The organism is Microvirga alba (assembly GCF_015694465.1).
Taxonomy (GTDB): Bacteria; Pseudomonadota; Alphaproteobacteria; order Rhizobiales; family Beijerinckiaceae; genus Microvirga; species Microvirga alba.
Genome location: NZ_JADQDO010000014.1, coordinates 19036 through 39368 on the forward strand (window position 1 = coordinate 19036; position 20333 = coordinate 39368).

14 protein-coding genes and 2 pseudogenes are annotated in these 20333 nt (G+C 62.3%); 8 read left to right on the top strand and 8 right to left on the bottom strand.

Annotated features, from left to right (window positions below):
• Positions 1-22: 22 nt before the first annotated feature.
• From I2H38_RS19080 to I2H38_RS21450, 6 genes are all read left to right on the top strand, one after another.
• Positions 23-913 (top strand): DUF6772 family protein, encoded by an 891-nt coding sequence (locus tag I2H38_RS19080; RefSeq protein WP_196273464.1) that lies wholly within the window; start codon positions 23-25, stop codon positions 911-913.
• Positions 913-1245: a hypothetical protein gene (locus I2H38_RS19085; RefSeq protein WP_229426812.1), complete on the top strand. Its 333-nt coding sequence runs from the start codon at positions 913-915 to the stop codon at positions 1243-1245. Before I2H38_RS19080 ends, I2H38_RS19085 begins: the two co-directional genes overlap by 1 nt.
• A gap of 13 nt (positions 1246-1258) precedes the next feature.
• The gene (locus I2H38_RS19090) at positions 1259-2428 is read left to right on the top strand and encodes a mandelate racemase/muconate lactonizing enzyme family protein (protein ID WP_196273465.1); all 1170 of its coding nucleotides are present in this window, start codon (positions 1259-1261) and stop codon (positions 2426-2428) included.
• Between the two features lie 30 nt (positions 2429-2458).
• Positions 2459-3511 (top strand): ABC transporter ATP-binding protein, encoded by a 1053-nt coding sequence (locus tag I2H38_RS19095; RefSeq protein WP_196273466.1) that lies wholly within the window; start codon positions 2459-2461, stop codon positions 3509-3511.
• A 342-nt stretch (positions 3512-3853) separates the two neighbouring features.
• Entirely contained in the window at positions 3854-4903 is a 1050-nt protein-coding gene (locus tag I2H38_RS19100; protein ID WP_196273467.1) for a helix-turn-helix domain-containing protein, read from the top strand.
• Positions 4904-5133: 230 nt separating this feature from the next.
• Positions 5134-8292, top strand: coding sequence for an autotransporter domain-containing protein (locus tag I2H38_RS21450; RefSeq protein WP_196273468.1), 3159 nt, complete (start codon positions 5134-5136; stop codon positions 8290-8292).
• Positions 8293-8488: 196 nt separating this feature from the next.
• Here I2H38_RS21450 and I2H38_RS19110 read toward each other — a convergent pair whose 3' ends face one another.
• On the bottom strand, positions 8489-9787 hold the full coding sequence (locus tag I2H38_RS19110) for a M20 family metallopeptidase (protein WP_196273469.1): 1299 nt from the start codon (positions 9785-9787) through the stop codon (positions 8489-8491).
• 375 nt (positions 9788-10162) lie between these two features.
• On the opposite strand from I2H38_RS19110, the gene I2H38_RS19115 reads away from it, so the two are divergent.
• Positions 10163-12262, top strand: coding sequence for a methyl-accepting chemotaxis protein (locus tag I2H38_RS19115; protein ID WP_196273470.1), 2100 nt, complete (start codon positions 10163-10165; stop codon positions 12260-12262).
• A gap of 194 nt (positions 12263-12456) precedes the next feature.
• Here the strand turns inward: I2H38_RS19115 and I2H38_RS21575 are convergent.
• Positions 12457-12621, bottom strand: a pseudogene (locus I2H38_RS21575) (ISL3 family transposase); the annotation flags it as partial.
• Positions 12622-13214: 593 nt separating this feature from the next.
• Between I2H38_RS21575 and I2H38_RS19130 the strand changes: the two are divergent.
• A pseudogene (locus I2H38_RS19130) lies at positions 13215-13559 on the top strand (DDE-type integrase/transposase/recombinase); the annotation flags it as partial.
• A gap of 314 nt (positions 13560-13873) precedes the next feature.
• Here the strand turns inward: I2H38_RS19130 and hydA are convergent.
• The 6 genes from hydA to I2H38_RS19160 all read right to left on the bottom strand — a co-directional run bounded on the left by hydA (position 13874) and on the right by I2H38_RS19160 (position 20279).
• Positions 13874-15265: a dihydropyrimidinase gene (gene hydA, locus I2H38_RS19135; RefSeq protein WP_196273472.1), complete on the bottom strand. Its 1392-nt coding sequence runs from the start codon at positions 15263-15265 to the stop codon at positions 13874-13876.
• Positions 15266-15343: 78 nt separating this feature from the next.
• Positions 15344-16015 (bottom strand): aspartate/glutamate racemase family protein, encoded by a 672-nt coding sequence (locus tag I2H38_RS19140; RefSeq protein ID WP_229426813.1) that lies wholly within the window; start codon positions 16013-16015, stop codon positions 15344-15346.
• Between the two features lie 14 nt (positions 16016-16029).
• On the bottom strand, positions 16030-16815 hold the full coding sequence (locus tag I2H38_RS19145) for an SDR family oxidoreductase (RefSeq protein ID WP_196273474.1): 786 nt from the start codon (positions 16813-16815) through the stop codon (positions 16030-16032).
• Positions 16812-17774 (bottom strand): dihydrodipicolinate synthase family protein, encoded by a 963-nt coding sequence (locus I2H38_RS19150; RefSeq protein WP_196273497.1) that lies wholly within the window; start codon positions 17772-17774, stop codon positions 16812-16814. The genes I2H38_RS19145 and I2H38_RS19150 overlap by 4 nt, the downstream gene beginning before the upstream one ends.
• Positions 17775-17829: 55 nt before the next feature.
• The gene (locus I2H38_RS19155) at positions 17830-19200 is read right to left on the bottom strand and encodes an amidase (protein ID WP_196273475.1); all 1371 of its coding nucleotides are present in this window, start codon (positions 19198-19200) and stop codon (positions 17830-17832) included.
• 149 nt (positions 19201-19349) lie between these two features.
• Positions 19350-20279: a LysR family transcriptional regulator gene (locus I2H38_RS19160; protein ID WP_196273476.1), complete on the bottom strand. Its 930-nt coding sequence runs from the start codon at positions 20277-20279 to the stop codon at positions 19350-19352.
• Positions 20280-20333: the final 54 nt, after the last annotated feature.

The window sequence follows — 20333 nt, forward strand, 5'->3', positions numbered from 1 at the left end:
TGAATTTCAGGAGACATCAGACATGCTAGGCCACCATCGAACGGCGCAGCCGCCTGCGACCTGGACAGATCCGGCTTTGAGCCGCTTCGATCCCCTGTCGCGCATCATCTGCCTGGATGATTTCGACCGCGGCTTCTGTGGCTGGACCCAGCTCGTCGGCAATTACGAGGACAGCCTCGATTCCATGCTGCCGGGCTACGCCCAGCACACCTCTCCCATGCTGTCCAGCCTGGCCCATTGGGACGCGGGCTCCCACAATTCCGTGGACGGCAACTATGCCCTTAAGATCGCCACGCGCCCGCGCCGAGGGGCGCAGAACGTCGCCATCAAGCGCCTCACGTTCCGCGAAGCCGGGCCGATCCGCATGGAGGCCTATGTGACCTTCAAGCCCGAGGCGACGGAACTGAAATTGTCCGAAAGCGACATCCGGTCCTTCGGTTTTCTGTTCGACCTCCAGGTCGGCGATCGCCACGGCGCTGGCGGCGAGCGGGTGATGCCTCATATGCGCTTCCTGAACGCCCGTGACGGGGAGCATGTCCAGCGGTGGCAGTTCAAGCGGCGTTCCGTTCCGATCATTCCGCTCGGCACCGAAAACAAGACGATCAGCCATTACCATCTCGCCCCTGAGGACTGGGAGGACTTGCCCGGCGGCGATCAGCGGCTCTGCTACAATGAAATCCCCACCAAGGTGAACTGGCACTATATCCGCTTCGACTTCGACCTCGCCTCGATGACCTGCACGGGCTTCCGCTGCAACGATCGGGAGTTCGATGTTTCCGGCTTCGACTCCTTGCGCCTTCCGGCCATGAAAAACCTCTGGTGCATGCTCAATCTCGCATTCTTTGCCGAGACAGACACCGACAAGCGCGCATTTCTCTATCTCGATTCCGTCTGCCTCTCGGGAGATTTCTGATGCGCACCAGCACGAGCGCGATCATTGCACGTAACGAAACCTGGACCGGCGAGGCGGCGACCGAACCCTACGAGGCGGGCTGGGCGAAGGAAGCGATCATTTTCGTGCGCTCCCTCAAGGCACCGTCGGGGCCGCAGGTCCGTGCGCGAGTGGAGATCTCTCCGGACGGCATGAACTGGGCTCCGGAAGGCGCGGAAATCCCCCTTCCGGACAGAAAGGACGCCGTGACCTTCGCTCGCGTCTCCCATTTCGGCACCTGGCTTCGTCTTGCCGCCACCCTGCCCGAAGACAGCGCCAACACCGTTCTCGTCACCATTCACCTGAAGAGCTGAAGGTCCCACAGTAATGTCCTCCTCCCCTCGTCTGCAGTTGGGCGAAGTCCCTTCCAGCCCGAATGCGGCCGGGCGCATCCGCAGCGTGACATCCCATCCTCTGAGAGTGGTCCTGCCGAAAGCCCAGCGGACCTCGCAGGGCGACTTTCCTGCGGTCGAAATCCTGGTGGTGGAGATCGAGACCGAGACGGGAATCATCGGAATCGGTGAGGGCTTGGCCCGGCGCGGAGCTCGAGGATATGCGGCTCTCGTAAACGAGGCATTGGCGCCGCGCCTGATCGGCCAGGATGTCCGCGACCGACGTCGCCTATGGCGCGTCATGAGAGGTGCTCTCACGGGACGTCCGGGCGGGCAGCTGGTGGAAGCCATCGCAGCCGTCGACATCGCTCTCTGGGATATTGCAGGCAAGATCGCGGGCGAGCCCATCCATCGCTTGCTCGGTGGGATGGGCCGCACGCACGTCAACGCCTATGCGTCGTCCATCAACTGGCTCGACGATGCAACCGTTGAGGCCGAAGTCGCGCATGCGCTGGCGCTCGGATTCCGCGAGATCAAGGTGAAGCTCGGTCGTCCCATAAAAGATGCCCTCGCCCGAGCCGCGCTGGTGCGCCGCCTCGCGCCGGACGCGCTGCTTGGCGTCGATGCGAATTGGGCCTACGACGTGGATGAAGCCGTTTCGATCGGCCGAGCCCTTGCTGATCTCGGCTACGATTTCTTCGAGGAGCCCATCGCACCGCATGATCGTGCAGGCTACCGACGACTGTCTCAGCACCTTCCGATTAGGCTTGCGGCCGGCGAGAGCGACTATGTGGCCGCCGAGGCTTTGATTTCGCTCGAAGACCGCTCCCTCGGCATGATCCAACCGGACGTGACCCGCTCAGGCGGGATCACGGAGACTTGGCGGATCGCGGAGCTGGCTGCGGCGCATCACGTGGCCTATGCGCCCCATGTGGGCTGGTCGGGTGCGATCTGCGTTGCCGCGAGCCTTCATCTTGCCGCAGCGGCCGAAACCTTCCGCAGCTTCGAGTGCATGGTCTACGACAACCCACTGCGGGATACGCTCTGTGCACCTCTCGTCGGCAGCGCGCTTCAGCTCGAAGAGGGCCAGCTTGCGGTGCCGCAGGCCCCAGGCCTCGGCGTGACCCTCGACCGGGCCGTGCTCGACGCCCACCGCATCTCCTAATTTTCTCAATCCCCCACTAGGGCCGGCCCCATGTCCTCAGTCACCATTCGCAATGCCCGGAAGTCGTACGGCGCCGCCGCAGTTCTGCACGGGGTCTCGGTGGATATCGCCGACGGCGAGTTTGTGATTTTGGTGGGCCCCTCGGGCTGTGGGAAATCCACGCTTCTGCGGATGATCGCGGGACTGGAGGACATCACGGGCGGCGACATCCGCATCGGCGATCGCATCGTCAACACCGTGCCGCCGAAAGATCGCGACATCGCCATGGTGTTCCAGAACTATGCCCTCTACCCGCATATGACGGTCGCCGACAACATGGCCTTCTCGCTCAAGCTCAAGCGGGCTAGCAAAGCCGAAATCGACGACAAGGTCAGGCGGGCCGCCGAGATACTCGGCCTGGCGCCGCTCCTTGAGCGCTATCCGCGCCAGCTCTCAGGCGGTCAGCGTCAGCGAGTGGCCATGGGCCGTGCCATCGTACGCGATCCGCAGGTGTTTTTGTTCGACGAGCCACTGTCCAACCTGGATGCCAAGCTGCGGGTGCAGATGCGCGCTGAGATCAAGGCGCTGCATCAGCGGCTCAAGACCACGACGATCTATGTGACGCACGATCAGATCGAGGCCATGACCATGGCGGACAAGATCGTGGTGATGCATGACGGCATTGTCGAGCAGATCGGTGCCCCGCTCGAGCTCTATGATCGGCCCGCCAACCTCTTCGTCGCTGGCTTTATCGGATCCCCCGCCATGAACATCCTGGAAGGGCGTATCGAGGCGGATGGGTTTAAGATCGGCGAGGTATCGATGCCGCTCGCAACAGCCCCGCAGGCATCGTCAGGCAAGGCTGCCTTCTATGGTATCCGACCCGAGCACTTTCACGTCACGGGCGACGGGATCCCTCTCACGGTGCGCGTCGTCGAACCGACTGGATCGGAAACTCAGGTCATCGGGAGTCTGGGCGGACGAGATGTAACCTGTGTGTTCCGTGAGCGGATAAACGCTCGCCCTGGGGACGTCATCCCCATTCTGCCGAACCCATCCCTGTCGCATCTGTTCGATAAGGCTACCGGCAAGCGCCTGTCCTGATCGCCCGACACGGCATCGATTTGCCAAAGGAGCGGGTTCAGATGGCCGAGACGGAGCGAGTGTGACGCTGCGGGCTTTGTCCAACACAGCGATCGATGGTGCGCGTCGCTTGGGGCTTGCCAGCCGACGCTAGGCAAGGCGATCGAACCACGGCCGGTTCCACGGGCCCTCGTTGGGGCGAGGGTTCGGCTGCGGCCTTCCATCGAGCCTTTGGCGGAGGCCGACCGAGAGCTGGCAATTCAATGTGCAGGCGACGGTGATTGTCCGACCTCTGATTTCATTCTTATAGTCTCGCACTCTGATGCGACCGACGATTCTCAAATCGATGACACCCGCGAGATAATGCAGAACCCGCCATCTTTTGCGTTCGATGGATCGTACGCCTCCTCGCGGGAGGAAGCGTACGCAACCTGGCGCAACATCATATCCGTCCTGTTCGATGCGTCGGTGCCCGATCGGCAAGCCGTCGATGCCTTCCGGATCAAGGTTGACGGTTACCATCTCGGGCCGATTCTCGTCGGTAGCGCAGAGTCCGTCGCCCAGCAGTTCCGCCGGTCTGCGGCGACCATCGCGCGCAGCGGGATCGATCATTTTTGCGTTCAGCTTTACCCTCGGGGTGGATTTGCGGGAGAGGTCGAAGATCGGTCGATCCGCGTCGGGCCAGGGGATATCAACATCCTCGACCTTTCCCGAACCGTGCGCACAGAAGCCGAGGATTTCCGCAACCTGACCCTTGTCGTGCCGCGGCCGCTGTTGGCGCCACTGGTGAGCAACCCCGACGGGCTGCACGGCATCGTGCTGTCGGGCCGGTCCGGGCTGGGCTTTCTGCTCGCCAACTATATGCAAACGCTCTATGCAACGGCGGGTTCTTTGGACGCAGGGGACGGAGCGGGTATCGCCGAGGCCACGGCACGCCTGATCGCTGGCTGCTTCGGCCCGGCGACGGACGCGCACGAGGCCGCGACGTCGACGAGGCGCGGCGCGCGGCTCCTCGTCGTCAAACGCTACATCGACGACAATCTGGCGGTCCCCGGACTGACGGTCGACCGCATTGCCCGCGAGTTCAACCTGTCACGAGCCACGTTGGCCCGTATGTTCGAGCCGCTGGGTGGATTGGCAGGGTACATCCGCGAACGGCGCATGCTTCGCTGCTTCGCTGAGATCACATCTCCGGCTCACGCGCATCGGTCAATCGGCGACCTTGCTTATGCCTGGGGCTTCGGTAACGAGGCCGCCTTCAGCCGGGCGTTCCGGCGTATGTTCGACATGTCGCCCCGCGAGGCACGCTTCGAGGTGGGCTTTTCCCCACGGGTGGCGTATCGCCGCCCCTCCGGCCCCCGCGGCTGCGAGGAGCCGGTTCTGGCACAGTGGATCCGTCATCTCCGGGGCTGATGGTCGGCTCTTCCTCCTCACGTCATCCACCTGAGACAAACAGCAAAAAAATTGAGGCGAACGGCAAAGTGCGCGGCTGTGTGATCGGTTAGGGAGGAGGCTGTGACCTTCCGTAAGGGAAGTTTCCCAGTCGGCATCACTGAAGCCGCACCTGAGAGTATGCGCTCGAGGGTGACTTCATTTGGTCCTGACGGTGATAGCGGGTGTTTTGGGAAGCAAGGTTGGACTTGATGATTTCTTCGCTCCGAGTTTCCAGAACGAGCGGGTGCCGCTCCGTTCAAGCGCGCCTTCTTCTAACCGGACTCCTGGCCGGAACCGCGACAATCGGACTTCTCGCGGGCCCGTCGAAGGCTTCAGCCGCCGACGCCTCGGTTCACCTCCCGGTGTTCGCGCAGTCGGTGTTCTCCAACGGATCCTACACCACGGCAGCAAGCCCCGCCTTCTACGAGACGGACGAATATCAGCGGTCCTGGTATCTCGGGAAGATCAACGCGGCGGAGGCCTATGCGCTGGGCTTCACGGGCAAGGGTGTCCTTGTGGCTGTCGTCGATACCGGACTCGACATGGGTCATCCGGAATTCCTCGGCCGTATATCGCCGCTTCTGCGCTCCTTCGCCGTGAACGAGCCGCCGGGCTTCATGTCGGATCTGAAGGAGAACGGAGAGATCGAAGGTCATGGCACCCACGTGGCCGGCATCATCGGTGCCGCGCGCGACGGCGTCGGCACCCAGGGCGTGGCTTACAACGCGACGATCCTCCCCTTGAGGGCTGTCGAAGTGGCCAACGACGGAACGCACGATCCAACCGTTGCCGCACTCCATTACGCAGCCCAGTCCGGCGCGAAAGTTCTCAACGGTAGCTACGGGCCAGACGCGCTGCCGCCCCGGTGGATCCCTGATCCCGCCTCGCCCGGCAACTATATGCAGAATCCGTACCACAGGGTGATGTCGGACAAGCTGATTGGTGGTCCGAACATCGAGACGGAATACAAGGCCGTCAAGGCTGCGGCGGATGCGGATATCGTTCTCGTCTTCTCGGCTGGCAACGCCTATCAATCTCAGCCGATCGCGGCGTCCAGCCCCGACGGGATCGGCTTCCTTCCCTTCATTCGCCCCGGCAACACCCAGGCCGGTGTCTACAAATTCATCACAGGCGGCACCGACCTCAACAACCCCGCGACCTATGTGTACGCGGATCCCAACGATCCGCATTACGCCAGCCTCGACTTCTCCGATCTCCAGGGCAGCCTCATCACCGTCGTCGCAACCGACCGCAACAACCAGATCGCGAGCTACAGCAACCGCTGCGGTGTGACCTTCCTGTGGTGCCTTTCTGCGCCTGGCGGTGATGATGCCAGGCCCGGGCAGAACAGGGCAGAGTACGAGATTCTCTCCACCTATCCCTTCAGCACCTATGCGCCCATGGTCGGCACATCCATGGCGGCACCCGTGGTCGCGGGCGGTGCGGCCGTACTGCGCGAGGCCTTCCCCTACATGACGGCGCGGCAGATCATCGAGGTTATCCTGACCACGACAGATCCGATCGGCCCGAAGGAGATCTACGGCCGCGGGCTCTTCAACCTCGGACGGGCGGTCAGGGGACCGAAGGAGTTCGGCGCAGAGGGCTTCGCACCGGCCTTCGATGTGGACACGAGAGGCTACGATTCCACTTGGTCCAACGACATCGTCGGCTCGGGTGGTCTCATCAAACGCGGCGCAGGCAATCTCGTCCTCGCTGGCGCCAATACCTATTCCGGCGGCACTCAGGTCCTCGGAGGCGCCCTTACCCTTTCGGGCTCCGTCGCGTCCGCCATGACAGTGGGCCCAGCCGGAATCCTGCGGGGAACCGGTATCGTCCAGGCCCCGCTGACTGTTGCTGGCACCTTGGAGCCAGGCGCGGCCGCCGGCAGCTTCGGGACCCTGACCGTCACGGGCAACGCCACCCTTCTGTCGAGCTCCATTTACCGGGTGGACGCAAACAACCGGGGTGCCCATGACAAGCTGGTTGTGGGCGGCACGACGACCCTGGCGGGCGGCACCCTGGAGGTGGTCCTGGTGGATGGCCTCGCTCCCGTGGGCACGCCGCTGGAGATCATCAGTTCCGCAGGCGGCGCAACCGGCATTTTCGGCACGTTGCGCAGCAACAGCGTATCGGCCTTTCTGGACCCCCGGCTGCACTATGCCGGCGGCAGCGTGACGGTGAGCTTCGAGCGTAATACGGTGTCGCTGGCTGATGCCGCAACATCGTCGGGCGACAAGAACGTGGCAGCGGCAATCGACTCCCTCGGGGCCTTGAGCAAGCTTGAGGATGCTCTCATACGGCTGGATGCAGCTTCTGCGGATCGTGCGTTCGATCTATTGTCGGGCGAGGCGCATGCCTGGGTCGCGAGCGTCGCCTACGGCAATGCCCAACTTGTCCAAAACAGTGTTCTTAGCCGCCTGCGCCAACCCCTGACCGGCAGCACTCTACCGTTATTGGCCCAGGGCTCCTATGCGGCCGCCTATGCCGCGGACCGGCCCGACAAGGCCCCGCAGCCCGTCGCTGTGGCGCCCAGTCCCGTGGCACCCCGCTACGCCCTCTGGGGCGAGGGCTTCGGCGCCTGGGGCAAAACCCGCTCCGACGGCAACGCCGCCTCCCTCGATGCCTCCACCGGCGGGTTCGTCCTCGGTGCCGACGCCGAGGTCTCGGACGGGCTCCGCCTAGGGCTCGCGGGTGGCTACACCCGGACTTCCTTCGACGTGGAGGCAAGGCTCTCCTCAGGGGCCAACGAGAGCGTTTTCGGAGCCCTCTATGGGGCAGGCTCCTGGGGCAACCTCTCCTTGAGGCTCGGAACCTCGTTTGCACACCACGACTTCGCCGTGAGCCGTAACGTCGCATTCCCCGGCTTTGCCGAGGCGCTGCGTGCGTCCTACGACGGCTCGACGGTTCAGGCGTTCGGGGAGGTTGGCTATCGGATCGGGCTGGGGCGCGTGGCGGTCGAGCCGTTTGCCGGCGCTGCGGCGCTGCGGCTTCACACGGACGGCTTCCAGGAGCACGGCGGGGAGGCGGCGCTAACGGGTTTTGGGCGAACCTACGAGCTTGGCACGACGACGCTCGGAGTTCGGGCCGAGGCGCGGCTGAGCGACGAGGTGCCACTCCTGCTGAGGGGGCTTGTGGGCTGGCGGCATGCCTATGGGGATGTCGAGCCTGCAGCCTTGTTGGCCTTTGCGGGCGAGGTGGGCTCCTTTGCGGTGTCGGGAGTACCGGTGGACCGGGATGCACTCCTTGCGGAGGCGGGCCTCGACTGGCGAGCCAGCGAGGCAATCACTCTCGGCGTCTCCTACAGTGGCCAGATCGGTTCGCGGGCACAGGAGCATGCGCTCAAGGGCAACTTTTCCTGGAGATTTTGAGGCGCGGTACCGAGCGGGTTTTCAGTAAAGCGCGATCCAGATCCCGGGGATCTCCTTCGTTCTACCCGGAAGAATGCGGGGGGATATCGACGGCCTTGTTGCGCACAAACCTCTCATCCCTGATCTAGACCCGGATCACATCGAAGAAGACGAACGGAGAGCAGATCTCCAGCGGCCACCTCTGGGGACCGTTGCATTAACCTTGGCCACATAAGCCGGGGCGGTCCGCGCCAAGCCAGGCCTGCGCGCCAATGACCAGAGCCTCGATTCCAGTCTCGAGCGTCGGATGCAGAACCGGCGCGAATTGCGGGCTGTGATTGACCGGTAACTCGTTCAGCCTGCCCGCCGCTTTGGCCTTGAAATAAGTCTCCGGATCGGTTCCACCTACAAACCAGAACACCGAAGGCACCTGCCACGCGGTACCGAAGCAGCCGAAATCCTCACTAGCCGGCGCGGGGCCGGTGTGCTTCACCCGGTCTGGAGAAAAATAACCGCGAAAAGCCTCGGCGATGCGGTTGCTCGCGGCCTCGTCGTTCACATTCAACGGATAGTGGTCGAGCGGCGTGATCTCGGGCTTGCGCGGGGCACCCGAGGCTTCGGCCTCGGCATTGACAATCCGCTCGATCGCCTCGAGCACATGCTTGCGCACGCCGGCATCGAATGTGCGCACATTGAGCTTGATGATGGCATCGCCGGGAATGACGTTCTCCTTCGTGCCGGCCTGCAACACTCCGACCGTGAGCACCGCTGCATCGGTAGCGGCAATCTCCCGTGACACAACCGTCTGGAGCCGCAGGACGACGGATGCCGCCATGACGACGGGGTCGACGCTGGCCTGCGGCATCGAGCCATGCGCGCCGCGCCCGAACAGGCGGATTTGAAGGCTGTCCGCCGCAGAGGTGATTGGCCCGGCGCTGCCGGCGACGGTACCCGCGGGACCGACCATGACATGCTGGCCAAGCACAACATCCGGCCTGGGAAAGCGTTCAAGCAAGCCGTCGTCGATCATGGCTTGGGCGCCTTGGGCGGTTTCTTCACCAGGCTGGAAGACGGCCATCAAGGTACCCTTCCAACCATCGCGCACCTGTGACAACAATGTCGCCGCACCTACCAGCCAGGCCACATGCATGTCGTGGCCGCACATATGCCCAACCGGCACGGAGTTCCCTTCGGCATCCGTTGCCGTGACTTTGCTGGCATAGGCAAGGCCGGTGTTCTCAGCGATCGGCAACGCGTCCATGTCCGCGCGCAGCATCACCGTCGGCCCCTCGCCGTTGCGGAGCAGTCCCACCACACCGGTCTGGCCGACCCCTGTCGTTACCTCGTAACCGGCTTTCTTGAGCCTGTCCGCAGCAATACCCGCCGTTCGCATCTCCTGCATCGACAATTCGGGATGGGCGTGAATGTCCATATAGAGCGCCTCAAGATCGGGCAGCAGCTTGCCCATGTTCGCCAGGACAACGGATGCGCCTTTGGGGGAGGTATGCTCAGCCATGATGATCTCCTGCCGATGCCCCACGCCGGCCTGGCGCCGTGATCGGCCTCCAAGCCTTCGAAGCTCCAGGGGCGGAGACCACGATCATGGTCTCCAACGGTGACAGCAAGCCCGAACTCCCGCGATCAACCGATCGTTACTTCATCTAGCCCTCTGTCCACGTTCAGGCCGTGGATCTTCGCGGATCATTCGGATGCGCGTCCCGATTCATCCATTGCGGAGGGTGAGGGCCGGCTCACGCAATTAGCAATATATTCATGGGTTCTTTCGTATTGACCCGCCTGATCATAGGCGCGGTGAATTCGGCCACTAAGGGCTCTTTGCTGACGCATAGACGATGTTGATATCGGCTGATTTCGGTGGAGAGACGAAGAAATGCACATCGCGGGGCTCATTCGCCGGTCTATCGGCCTCAAACTGGCTATTGCGGTGGTCGCATCTTTGATCTTGGGCATTGGTTCGATGGTGTTCGTGATTGCGCATCAGACGCGAAACAACTCCGAACGCGCTGCTTTGGAGGCTGGCCGCGCCATTGCTGACGGTATAGCAGAAGATATTGGCCGCGAGCTTGACCAGTCGATGAGCGCGGTGCGGACGATGGTCGATGCGTTCAAGGGTATCTATCGGACAAGCTCCCCCAACCGCCAGAGTTATGAGGCCGTTCTTCGCGACGTGCTTCAGAATAACCCGCAGCTTCTGGGCACCTGGACCGGCTGGGAGCCTAACGCATTCGATGGACGCGATACGGACTTCGTCGGTAAGCCCGGGAGCGATCAGACTGGCCGTTTCGTCCCTTATATCGTGCGAGCCGGCGATCGTATTTTAGTCAATGCACTCGTCAATTACACAGTTCCTGGTGATGGAGATTATTACATCGTCCCGATGAAGACGCAGCGCGAGTCTCTGATCGAACCGTACATCTACGAGATCGAGGGTCGTCCGACTCTTATGACGAGCCTCTCAGCGCCGGTCACGCTGGATGGGAAGAGGCTTGGTATCGTCGGCATCGACCTTGCGCTGTCGAATATTGAACAAGCGCTTGCCAAGCTGAAGCCTTTAGGGATCGGAAGCGTCGCCCTTATTTCGAACAAGGGCGTGTGGCTCGCCGCGCGCGATCCTTCCATGCTGACGAAATCTATCGAGGCGCGCGATGAAACGCTTGCGAGCGTCAAGGATATGATTGCGCGCGGTGAAGCGCATGTACAGCGTGTGGAGAGTGTTCTCGACGGTGGCCATGAGGTGCTTCGGATTTTCGTTCCGCTGAAGGTTGGGCGCTCCGACACGCCGTGGTCAGTGATGGTGACCTTGCCCGTCGACGGGCTCCTTGCGCCGGCGCACCAACTCGAACGGTTCATCGCGGTGTCCGCTCTCGTTCTTCTCATCGCACTGTCAGCTCTGTTGTTGGTGTTGGTCCGCCGACTCGTCCAGCGGCCGCTCGCGGGTGTGACGGAAGCGATAAATCGCCTCAGCTCCGGAAATACCGACGTGACCGCCACCCAGGATCTTGCAGCGCGACAGGACGAGATCGGCGCTGTGGCTCGGGCGTTGGAGGTGTTCCGCCGCAATGCCATCGAGGCTCGGCGCCTCGCGGTCGAGCAGGAGGCCGAGAACGACGCCAAGATGCACAGAGCGCAGGTGTTAGATCAGCTGACGAAGCAGTTCGAGACGAATGTCTCGGCTCTCACGCAGAGCCTGTCCTCGTCCGCCACCGAGATGGAAGCTACGGCGCAATCCATGGCTCATGTGGCCGATCAAACCAACGGTCAGGCCGTCACCGTGGCCTCGGCCGCCGAGCAGACCTCGGCTAATGTCCAAACGGTGGCGGCCGCCACCGAGGAGCTGTCGATCTCGATCCGCGAGATCGCCGGCCAAGTCACTCAGTCGTCCCAGATCGCGGAGCGGGCGGTGGCCGATGCCGAGCGCACGAATGATACCGTGCAGATGCTGGCTGCCTCGGCCGAGAAGATCGGTCACGTGATCGCACTGATCAACACCATCGCGGGCCAGACCAACCTCTTGGCGCTCAACGCCACTATCGAGGCGGCGCGCGCCGGTGAGGCCGGCAAGGGCTTTGCCGTGGTGGCCTCCGAGGTTAAGGAACTGGCCAACCAGACCGCCAAGGCGACGGAGGAGATCTCGAGTCAGATCGGCTCGGTGCAGCAAGTAACGACACAGGCCGTCGGTGCGATCCAGCAGATCGCCCGCACAATCATGGAGATGTCGCAAATCTCGGTGTCGATTGCGGCGGCGATGGAGGAGCAGGGGGCGGCCACGGCGGAGATCGCCCGCAACGTGCAGGAGGCGGCGCGTGGCACCGAGATGGTTACCGGCAACATCGACAATGTCAGGCGAGGTGCCGGTGAGACAGGGGCAGCAGCCTCGCGGGTTCTCGGCGCCGCGCGGGAGCTGGCTCGCGACTCGGATAATCTGGGGCAGGAGGTCAATGCCTTCCTGTCCGGTGTCAAAGCCGCGTGACCCATACACGGGGTGTAGGAAACCGGCGCCCCGTCCACGCTTGCTCTAGTGCAACTCAGCACGACCCGTGCGCGAGGCTTTATCTCGTCTTCAGAGCATAGGGCTTGTGTTGCGGGAGCCCTATCTGCGTGCTCGGTGAAAGAGCTCAACTCGGCGTGCTCGAACTTTTCGAGGTGCGCGAAGGAAGCATGGGAAGCTATGGCCTGCCGGGGCCGGCCTCCGAGAGCATGCCCGAGATGATGGACAATGCCTTCCAGGCGTGCCGTCCGCCGCGACCGTTGGGCGACAACGCCATCGTCAAAGCGTTCGACAAAGATGCGCCGTCGGCACCTTGCCACAACGCAGAAGAAACGCCGCGCCAGTCAGTCCGGGACAAGTCCAGATAATCAGCAGGGCCGAATACGATGACATCGTCATCGACGATCGCGCGACCGTTGGCGTAACGCCGCACAGGCAGGATGTACTTCTTGAAGTCACATCTCTGAAGGTCCTCCAGAAACGTGTGAAACCGCTTGGCCTTGTCGAGGATGTCCGGGCTGGGGAGTTCGACGTAGTCGGACAATGAGGAGAGCTTCGAGTCGATCCTAGACATTTCGAAACCGCCATTGCAAACGGGCCATTGATCCAAACCCATCGTTACATGGATTGACCGCGTGAAGTGGAGACACCTACAGGATGACGACGGCAGCGGCAGCGACCATGCCCCAATAGGGGTGCGCAACCAGCTTTCCGGCAGGGGAGGGCGGATCGCCGTCCCATCTGCTGCGTGAAGCGCGCATGCGAAGTAGACGGGATCTGTCGCAAACCGTTTGTTTCAGAGTTTCAGGTACTGTGTCGGCAGTCTCAACGACTGAGGACACGGTGTTCAAGGGCAGGCCTTTCGATCGATCCGCGATCCTGCTCCGTGTTCGGCGGCATCTGGCCTACAATCTGAGCCTGCGAAATCTTGGTTCTCAAACGGCATGGCCGTCCAGATCGGGTCGTCATCGATGGCAGCCAGACCAACCGAGAAGCGATCATGTCCTGCGACAGGACAGACCGACTGCAGGATAGATCAAGGCATGAGCCAAAGCCGATCAAGATTCGACAAAGCCGCTATTTGAACAACCGCATCGAACAGGATCATCGTCGGATCAAAAGGCGCGTTCGGCCCATGCTCGGTTTCCAAACCGTCGACACTGCCCGTGTCCTTCTCGGCGGGATTGAGATGATCCACATGATGAGGAAAGGACAGGCGCAGTACGCCCAAAATCTGCAGCCGTCACTCGCGGATCAATTCGATCTGCTCGCAGTGTGAATATCGCATGGGTATTCCGGCATCATTTGACCTCACTCCAAATTTGCGACGGAACCATTCGCAAGGCCTTGACCGCTGATAATCCTGCTCGATGCGGTTGCTCGGGTAAGGCCTCAACCGGATCAGGTCCGTCTGCATCTTGATCAATCGCGCAATTGTTGGTGGCATCGCAGGGCATGACCGCCCGCGATAAGTCCGGCTGCTCTCGATCACGATCCGACCGGGACGTGCTGCTCGCGAGCCTTGGTCACGGGCACTCGCGGCCGCCAAGTCGCGGTGTTCGCTAAACCATAATTCGACCGTGTCGTCCACGGTCATGCGAAGCCAGCGCCGCGCGGGAGAAAGGTGCCGGACCCCTTCGTCGCCCTCAGGTCCCCATCGGCGACGATGATCTCTCCGCGGCGCACAACGATTTCTGGGTAACCGCGCACGGTGCGGCCCTCATAGGGGGTGTATCCCGTCCGATCGTGCAGCGTGGCCGCCGTAAGCGTATGGGACCGCTCGGGGTTCCAGAGAACGATATCGGCATCAGCGCCGATCATGATGGCTCCCTTGCGTGGAAAGAGCCCGTAGTGCCTCGCCGGCGCGGTGGAAGTGAGATCGACAAAATCCGCAATCGACATGCGCCCCTGCGAAATCATCGCGTCGAACATGAGCATCTGACGTGCCTCGAGGCCGGGCATTCCATTGGCGATCTGCTTAAACGTCGCGTTCGGCCCGTTCTTGAGCTTGCCCGTCTCATCCCATGCATAGGGTGCGTGATCCGATGAAACGAGCTGGAGATCGCGCCGGCGCAGCGCCTCCCACAATGCTTCCTGATCGGATTTGCTGCGTAATGGCGGGCTGCAGCACCACTTGGCGCCCTCGATTCCCGGCTTGTCCACGTCCTCCTCTGTCAGGAGAAGATAGTGTGGGCAGGTTTCTGCCGTGACGCGCACGCCGCGTTCGCGCGCCTCACGCACCACCGCTGCACCCTCCGACGTCGAGACGTGAAAGATCGTCACGGGATGACCGGTGAATTCCGCCATCGCGATCAATCGTTGAAAGGCTTCCGTCTCCGATTCCCGAGGATGGCTCGCCGGCTGGTACCGCGGCGAGGTCTTGCCATCCTGGAGCAAGCGTTTCGACATCCACGCGATCATGCCGTGGTTCTCGGCATGGACGCAGACCGTCGCATCGTGCTCGCGTGCGATTGCAAGGAGGTCGAGGATTTGCTCGTCCTCGAGCCGGATTCGGTCATAGGTCATGAAGGCCTTGATCGAAGCATGCCCCTCTCCGATCAACTCCGGTAGCGCAGCGAGAGCTTCTTCGGTCGGGTCGGCGACGATCATATGGAAACTGTAGTCCACCATCGCGCCCCGTCGCGCAGCGAGGTGATAGTCCTTCACGACAGTTCTGAGATCCATACCTCGTTGCTGTGCTGCGAAGGAGATGACGGTCGTCGTGCCACCGAATGCCGCAGATGCAGTCGCGCTCTCGAAATCGTCCGCCGTCATGATGCCCGCGGCGGACATTTGCTCGATGTGACAATGACTGTCGACTCCGCCGGGCAGAACAAAACGTCCCTTCGCGTCCAATTCGGCCGCGCCGGTTGCCAGATCCGTGCCAATCCCCACGATGCGGCCACCACGAACGCCAACATCCGCTGCAAAGGTACCCTCTGAGGTGCCGACGACGCCACCGCGAATGACGAGATCATAGGACATGGTCAAGGGTTCCTTTCATGCGAACCGCAATAACTTCTCGGCGCGATAGAATTCCCGATATCATGGTGGCTCTGCGTATCATTTTATATTTCCGGGTCGATTCAATTTCGTGAATCCATCTGCCATGGCGATCGCGGCCTGGGTCGGGTCCACGACGGGAATGCCGAGCTCATGCTCGAGCGATGCGCGAATGCCCGACATGGCGGCGCCACCCATGAGAATTACGTCCGCGCCATCCTGACGTTTCAGAATCTGGCCCGTCTCGACCATCCGTGCGAACATTGCCTCACGGTCCTTGAGTTCGGCGACACCAAGTCCGATCGCCCTGTCGCCTGCGAGCCGTTCACCGATACCCATCGCTGCGAAGTAGCGTAAGTGACGTGGAACGGCTGCCTGGAGAATGGAGATGACGCCAAGACGCCGACCCAGCAGCATGGCTGCCAGCGCGCCGCATTCTGCGATGCCGAAGACCGGTCGCCGCAGGCGCTCGCGCAGCAGGAAAAGGCCGGGATCGCTGAAACAGGCGACAACGAACGCCGCAGCCTCAGTTTCCTTTTCGAGGGCGTAGCGCAGCATCGGTGGGACCGAGTCTTGCAGGTCGGTCTCCGTCTCGATGCCCTTCGGCCCGTCCGACATCGAAACGCAGATCACGTCCCGACCCGCAGCCTGGAAAGGAGCAGCGGCGAGCGCGATGGCCTGTGTGACATGCGCGCTCGAGTTGGGGTTGATCACATGGATCGTATCCGTCAACGTCCGCTCCATCTTCAAATGCTCGCGATCAGGCCGCCATCGATCCGCAAGGTCGCACCGGTGATGTACGAGGCCTGTGCGCTGGCGAGAAAGGTGACAGCGGCCGCGTATTCCGGAGGCTCGCCATATCGCCCCATGGGGATGGATTGCGTGCTCTCCGCCGTGACATCCTCAACGGACCGGCCCTCGCGCGCGGCCTTCTGCTGATCGAGAAAGCGGATGCGACCTGTCGCGATCCGTCCAGGAATGACGATGTTTGCCGTCACGCCGTCGCGGGCAACCTCGCGCGCCAGCGTCTTCGACCAACCGACGAGGGAAAGCCGCAGCGCGTTCGACAGTCCGAGATTGGGAATGGGGGCTATCACGCCGGAGGATGCCGAGGTGATGATCCGTCCCCACTGCCTTGCGCGCATGCCGGGAAGAACGCGATCGGTCACGGCGATGACCGAGAGAACCATCGCACGAAAATGCTTTTCCCATGTTTCTGCGGTCTGGCCGGAGGCGGGGCTCGGCGGCGGCCCTCCCGTATTGTTCACGAGAATGTCGACAGGTCCCCATTCGCGTTCGATGGTGGCGACGTTCGCTTCGACAGAGGCGATGTCGCCGAGATCCCACACAATGGTGAGAGCCTGCGCGCCCGCCTTACGGACCTCAGCCGCGGTTCGGGCAAGGCTGTCGGCGTCGATATCTGCGAGCGCGACCTTGGCTCCATCTGCAGCGAGCGCAAGGGCGATCGCGCTGCCGAGGCCGCCGCCCGCTCCAAGAACGAGCGCGACCTTCCCTTCAATTCCGAGCTTCATGCCACTGCTCCCTTGGCGGCGCCTGCCGCCTGCGCGACGCGTTTGTCCTTCTGCGCGACGCGATCGAGCAGGTAGGCAATTTCCTTTCGCGCGATCGGGCTTGCTGAGGTAGCAGGCTTGCGTTGCGCGTCGGATGCGAGAACACCGCGAAGCTTGAGCACGTGTTTGCGCACGGCCAGCCCGGCACCGGGCTGCTGCTCGTAGCGGATGAGGGGAAGGTGGGCGTCGAAGAGATCGTGCGCCTCGTCCTTCTTGCCCTCCGCCGACAATGTTACGACGTCGGTCAACAACTCCGGGAAGGCGTATCCCGTCATGGCCCCGTCGGCGCCGCGTTCCATTTCGAAATCGAGGAACAGGCCACCATTTCCTGTCAGGATGGAAAGGCGACGCATCGTCCCCTCGGATTCGAAGGACCGCAGTTTCGTGATCTTTTCCAGGCCGGGCCAGTCCTCGTGCTTGAGCATTACGCAGGCCGGACTGGCGCCAACGATACGTCGGATGACGTCCGGCGTCATCACCACGTTGAGTGCAAGAGGAAAGTCCTGCAGAACCCACGGTACGTCCGAGCCGATCGCTTCCGTCGCCTGGGCGAAATAGCTGACGATCTGATCATCGGTCTTCAAGGTAGAGGGTGGCGCGATCATGACGCCCGCGGCACCCACATCCATGGAGAGACGGGCGAGCGAGCGCATTGCGGCAAAGCCGGGAGAGGATACGCCAACGACCACCGGGATCGTAGAACCGATCCGTCGGACGATGCGCTCGGTCACAAGGCGCGTCTCGTCGGCATCGAGCTTTTGCGCTTCGCCCATCATGCCAAGGATGGTAAGGCCGGTGCAGCCGCTCTCGACATAGAAATCGGACATGCGGTCGATCGACGTTTCGTCGATCCGACCGTCGTCATGAAAAGGCGTGGGCGCAATGGCGAATGTTCCACGCGCTGTGGCGGTAAGATTGATTGTCATGATAAGGCTTTCGGAGGGGAGCCGTTCGGAGAGACACGACCGGCGCGGGTCAGAGCGAGGGCCAGCGGTCGGCCCACGGATAGGCTTCTTCGTAGTCCTTCGCGACGGATAGCAAACTCCAGTCCGCGCCGAAGGGAGCGATGAGCTGAAACCCAACCGGCAGACCATCTGGGGTTGGATCGCAAGGAATGCTGATGCCGGGCAGGCCTGCCGCATTCACGAAGCCGGTAAACACGCGGTGGTACGGAGGACCGTATTCCTCGGCCTTCCACGGCACAGCGCCAGCAGACGGGGTCATCACGAGATCGTAGCGCTCGAAATTTTGCGCAAGCTGCGCGTAGACCTGACGAAAGGCGGCCAGCGCATCGACATAGTCGATCGCGCTCAGCGATTTGCCTTTCTCGATCATCGGCGGATAAGGTTCACCAACGCGCCCTTCCCACGGCGTGTCGCGCAACAGCCAGGCAAGCCCGGTCGAGCCGACGACCGGCCAATGCTTTTCGAAGAGCGCAACATCGAACGGCGCAGCCCCCTCCTCGACGTCAAAGCCCAGCTTGGCTAGCTTGCGCGCCGCCTCAGCGCAGGATTCGGCGATCGGCGCCTCAACCGGAATGTCGCCTAGTCGCGGCACGTAGAGAATGCGAAGATTCTTGGCGCCGCGCTCCAGCGCGCCGGGCTTGAAACCGTAGGACATGCGGTCGAGCGGATCCGGCCCCTCGATGGCCGTGAGCGCCATGGCCAGGTCGTCCACTGTCCGCGCTAGAGGCCCGACGATCTCGAAATCATGGAGAATGACCGGCAGACCGTCCCGGCGCGCGACACGGCCGGTCGAAGGCTTCAACCCGACAAGACCATTGTGGCTCGCCGGCCGCCGGATCGAACCGCCGCCGTCGGTGCCGTAGGCAATGGGTCCAATGCCCGATGCGACCGCGGCAGCACCGCCGCCGGTCGATGCGCCACTCGTCAGAGCTGGGTTCCAAGGATTGCGCGTGGTGCCGAAGGCTAATGTGTGGACGTTGCCGCGGCCGAGGGTGAACTCGGAAACGTTGGTCTTGCCGAGAATGATAGCGCCTTCCTGGCGCACCCGCGCAACCGGCAATTCGTCGGTCTGAGAAATCTGATCGAGGAACAGTTTGCTTCCCCACGCGCAGCGCAGACCTTTGACCGGGATATTGTCCTTGACGGTGATTGGAATCCCGTCGAGCGGGCCCGCGGGTTCCTGACGGGCGAAGCGCTTATCGCTTTCGGCCGCGCTGCGGCGCGCACCCTCCTCGTCCAAGGTTGCGAACACGTTCAGGACAGGATCGACCTTGGACGAGCGCTCCAGCACCGCCGAAAGGACATCGCTCGGGCGAAACTTCCCGCTCCGGTAGGCTGTTTGAAGTTGCGTGGCGGGAAGTTTCCAGAGAGCGTCGTCCATAATGGCTTTGTCCTTCTCGAGCACATCGATTTCATGGCGGCATGCCAGACGCTGGACACCGACACAGGCGATGATGCAGGAAACGAGAAAGACCAGTCCAATAGGAAAGCCGCATACAGCGATAGGCTTTTCCCAATGGTGCGGGACCGTCAGGGAACACTCGACGTGATGCCCCGCGCGCTGAGCTCACGGCTGAACTGACGCAGTTCCTCACGCACGAACAGCATGAAGCTTTTCGCGAGCGGGGACATGGTCGGTTGCCGCAAATAGACGGCAACGAGCATCCGCTTGATCTCGGGCCTGAACGCTGAGACGGCGATGTCACGCAGGCTTGCCTGCGTGAGAACAAAAGGCAGCGTAATAGCGACTCCGACACCCTGGCGGACCAGGTCCGCGGATACGATCGAGTGGTTCGTGGTAATGAACCGCGCGTCGTCATCCGCGCCCTCGAAGGCAAGGCGGACGTCGAATTCCTGCCTGATCTGTGTGCCAAGGGTGATGATCAGGTCGTCTCTGAGATCCTCAGGCGCGATGACCGGCGATCCAGCCAGCCGATGCCCGATGGGCGTGAGGCACACCATTTCAGTGCGCAGCAGCGGGCGCACCATCAGGTCCTGCTGTTCGATTGGCAGAAACGTGAAGCCAATATCCGCGGCGCGCTCCTTGACCATCCTCACCACGTCCCGGCTCGGATGGGCCTCAATATTGACCCGCGCCTTCGGCTCGGTCGTCAGTAGCTGCTCGATCGCCCGCGGCAGAATTGAGGCAGTGAGCGGGTGGACCGTGGCGACGGACAGGCTTGAATGATGTTCGCCGCGCAATCTGGCTGCGCGATCGCGAAGAGACTGCATGTTGTCGAGCACATCGTCCATGCCCTTGAGCAGCACCTGAGCGTCGGCGGTCAACCGCAGAGGGCCATTACCCCGGATGATCAGCGAAACGCCGAGCTGGGCCTCCAACTCCTTCAGGGCCTGGCTGACCGTCGGCTGCGAAATGCGAAGCACGCGCGCGGTTTCAGTCACGTTCAGCACTCGCGAGAACAAGCGGAATATCTGGAGATGGCGAAGGCTGGGGTACATAGGCCAGATCCTATAGCCGTATTGAGCGATTGAATTGGATTTCGGCTTCTTTCT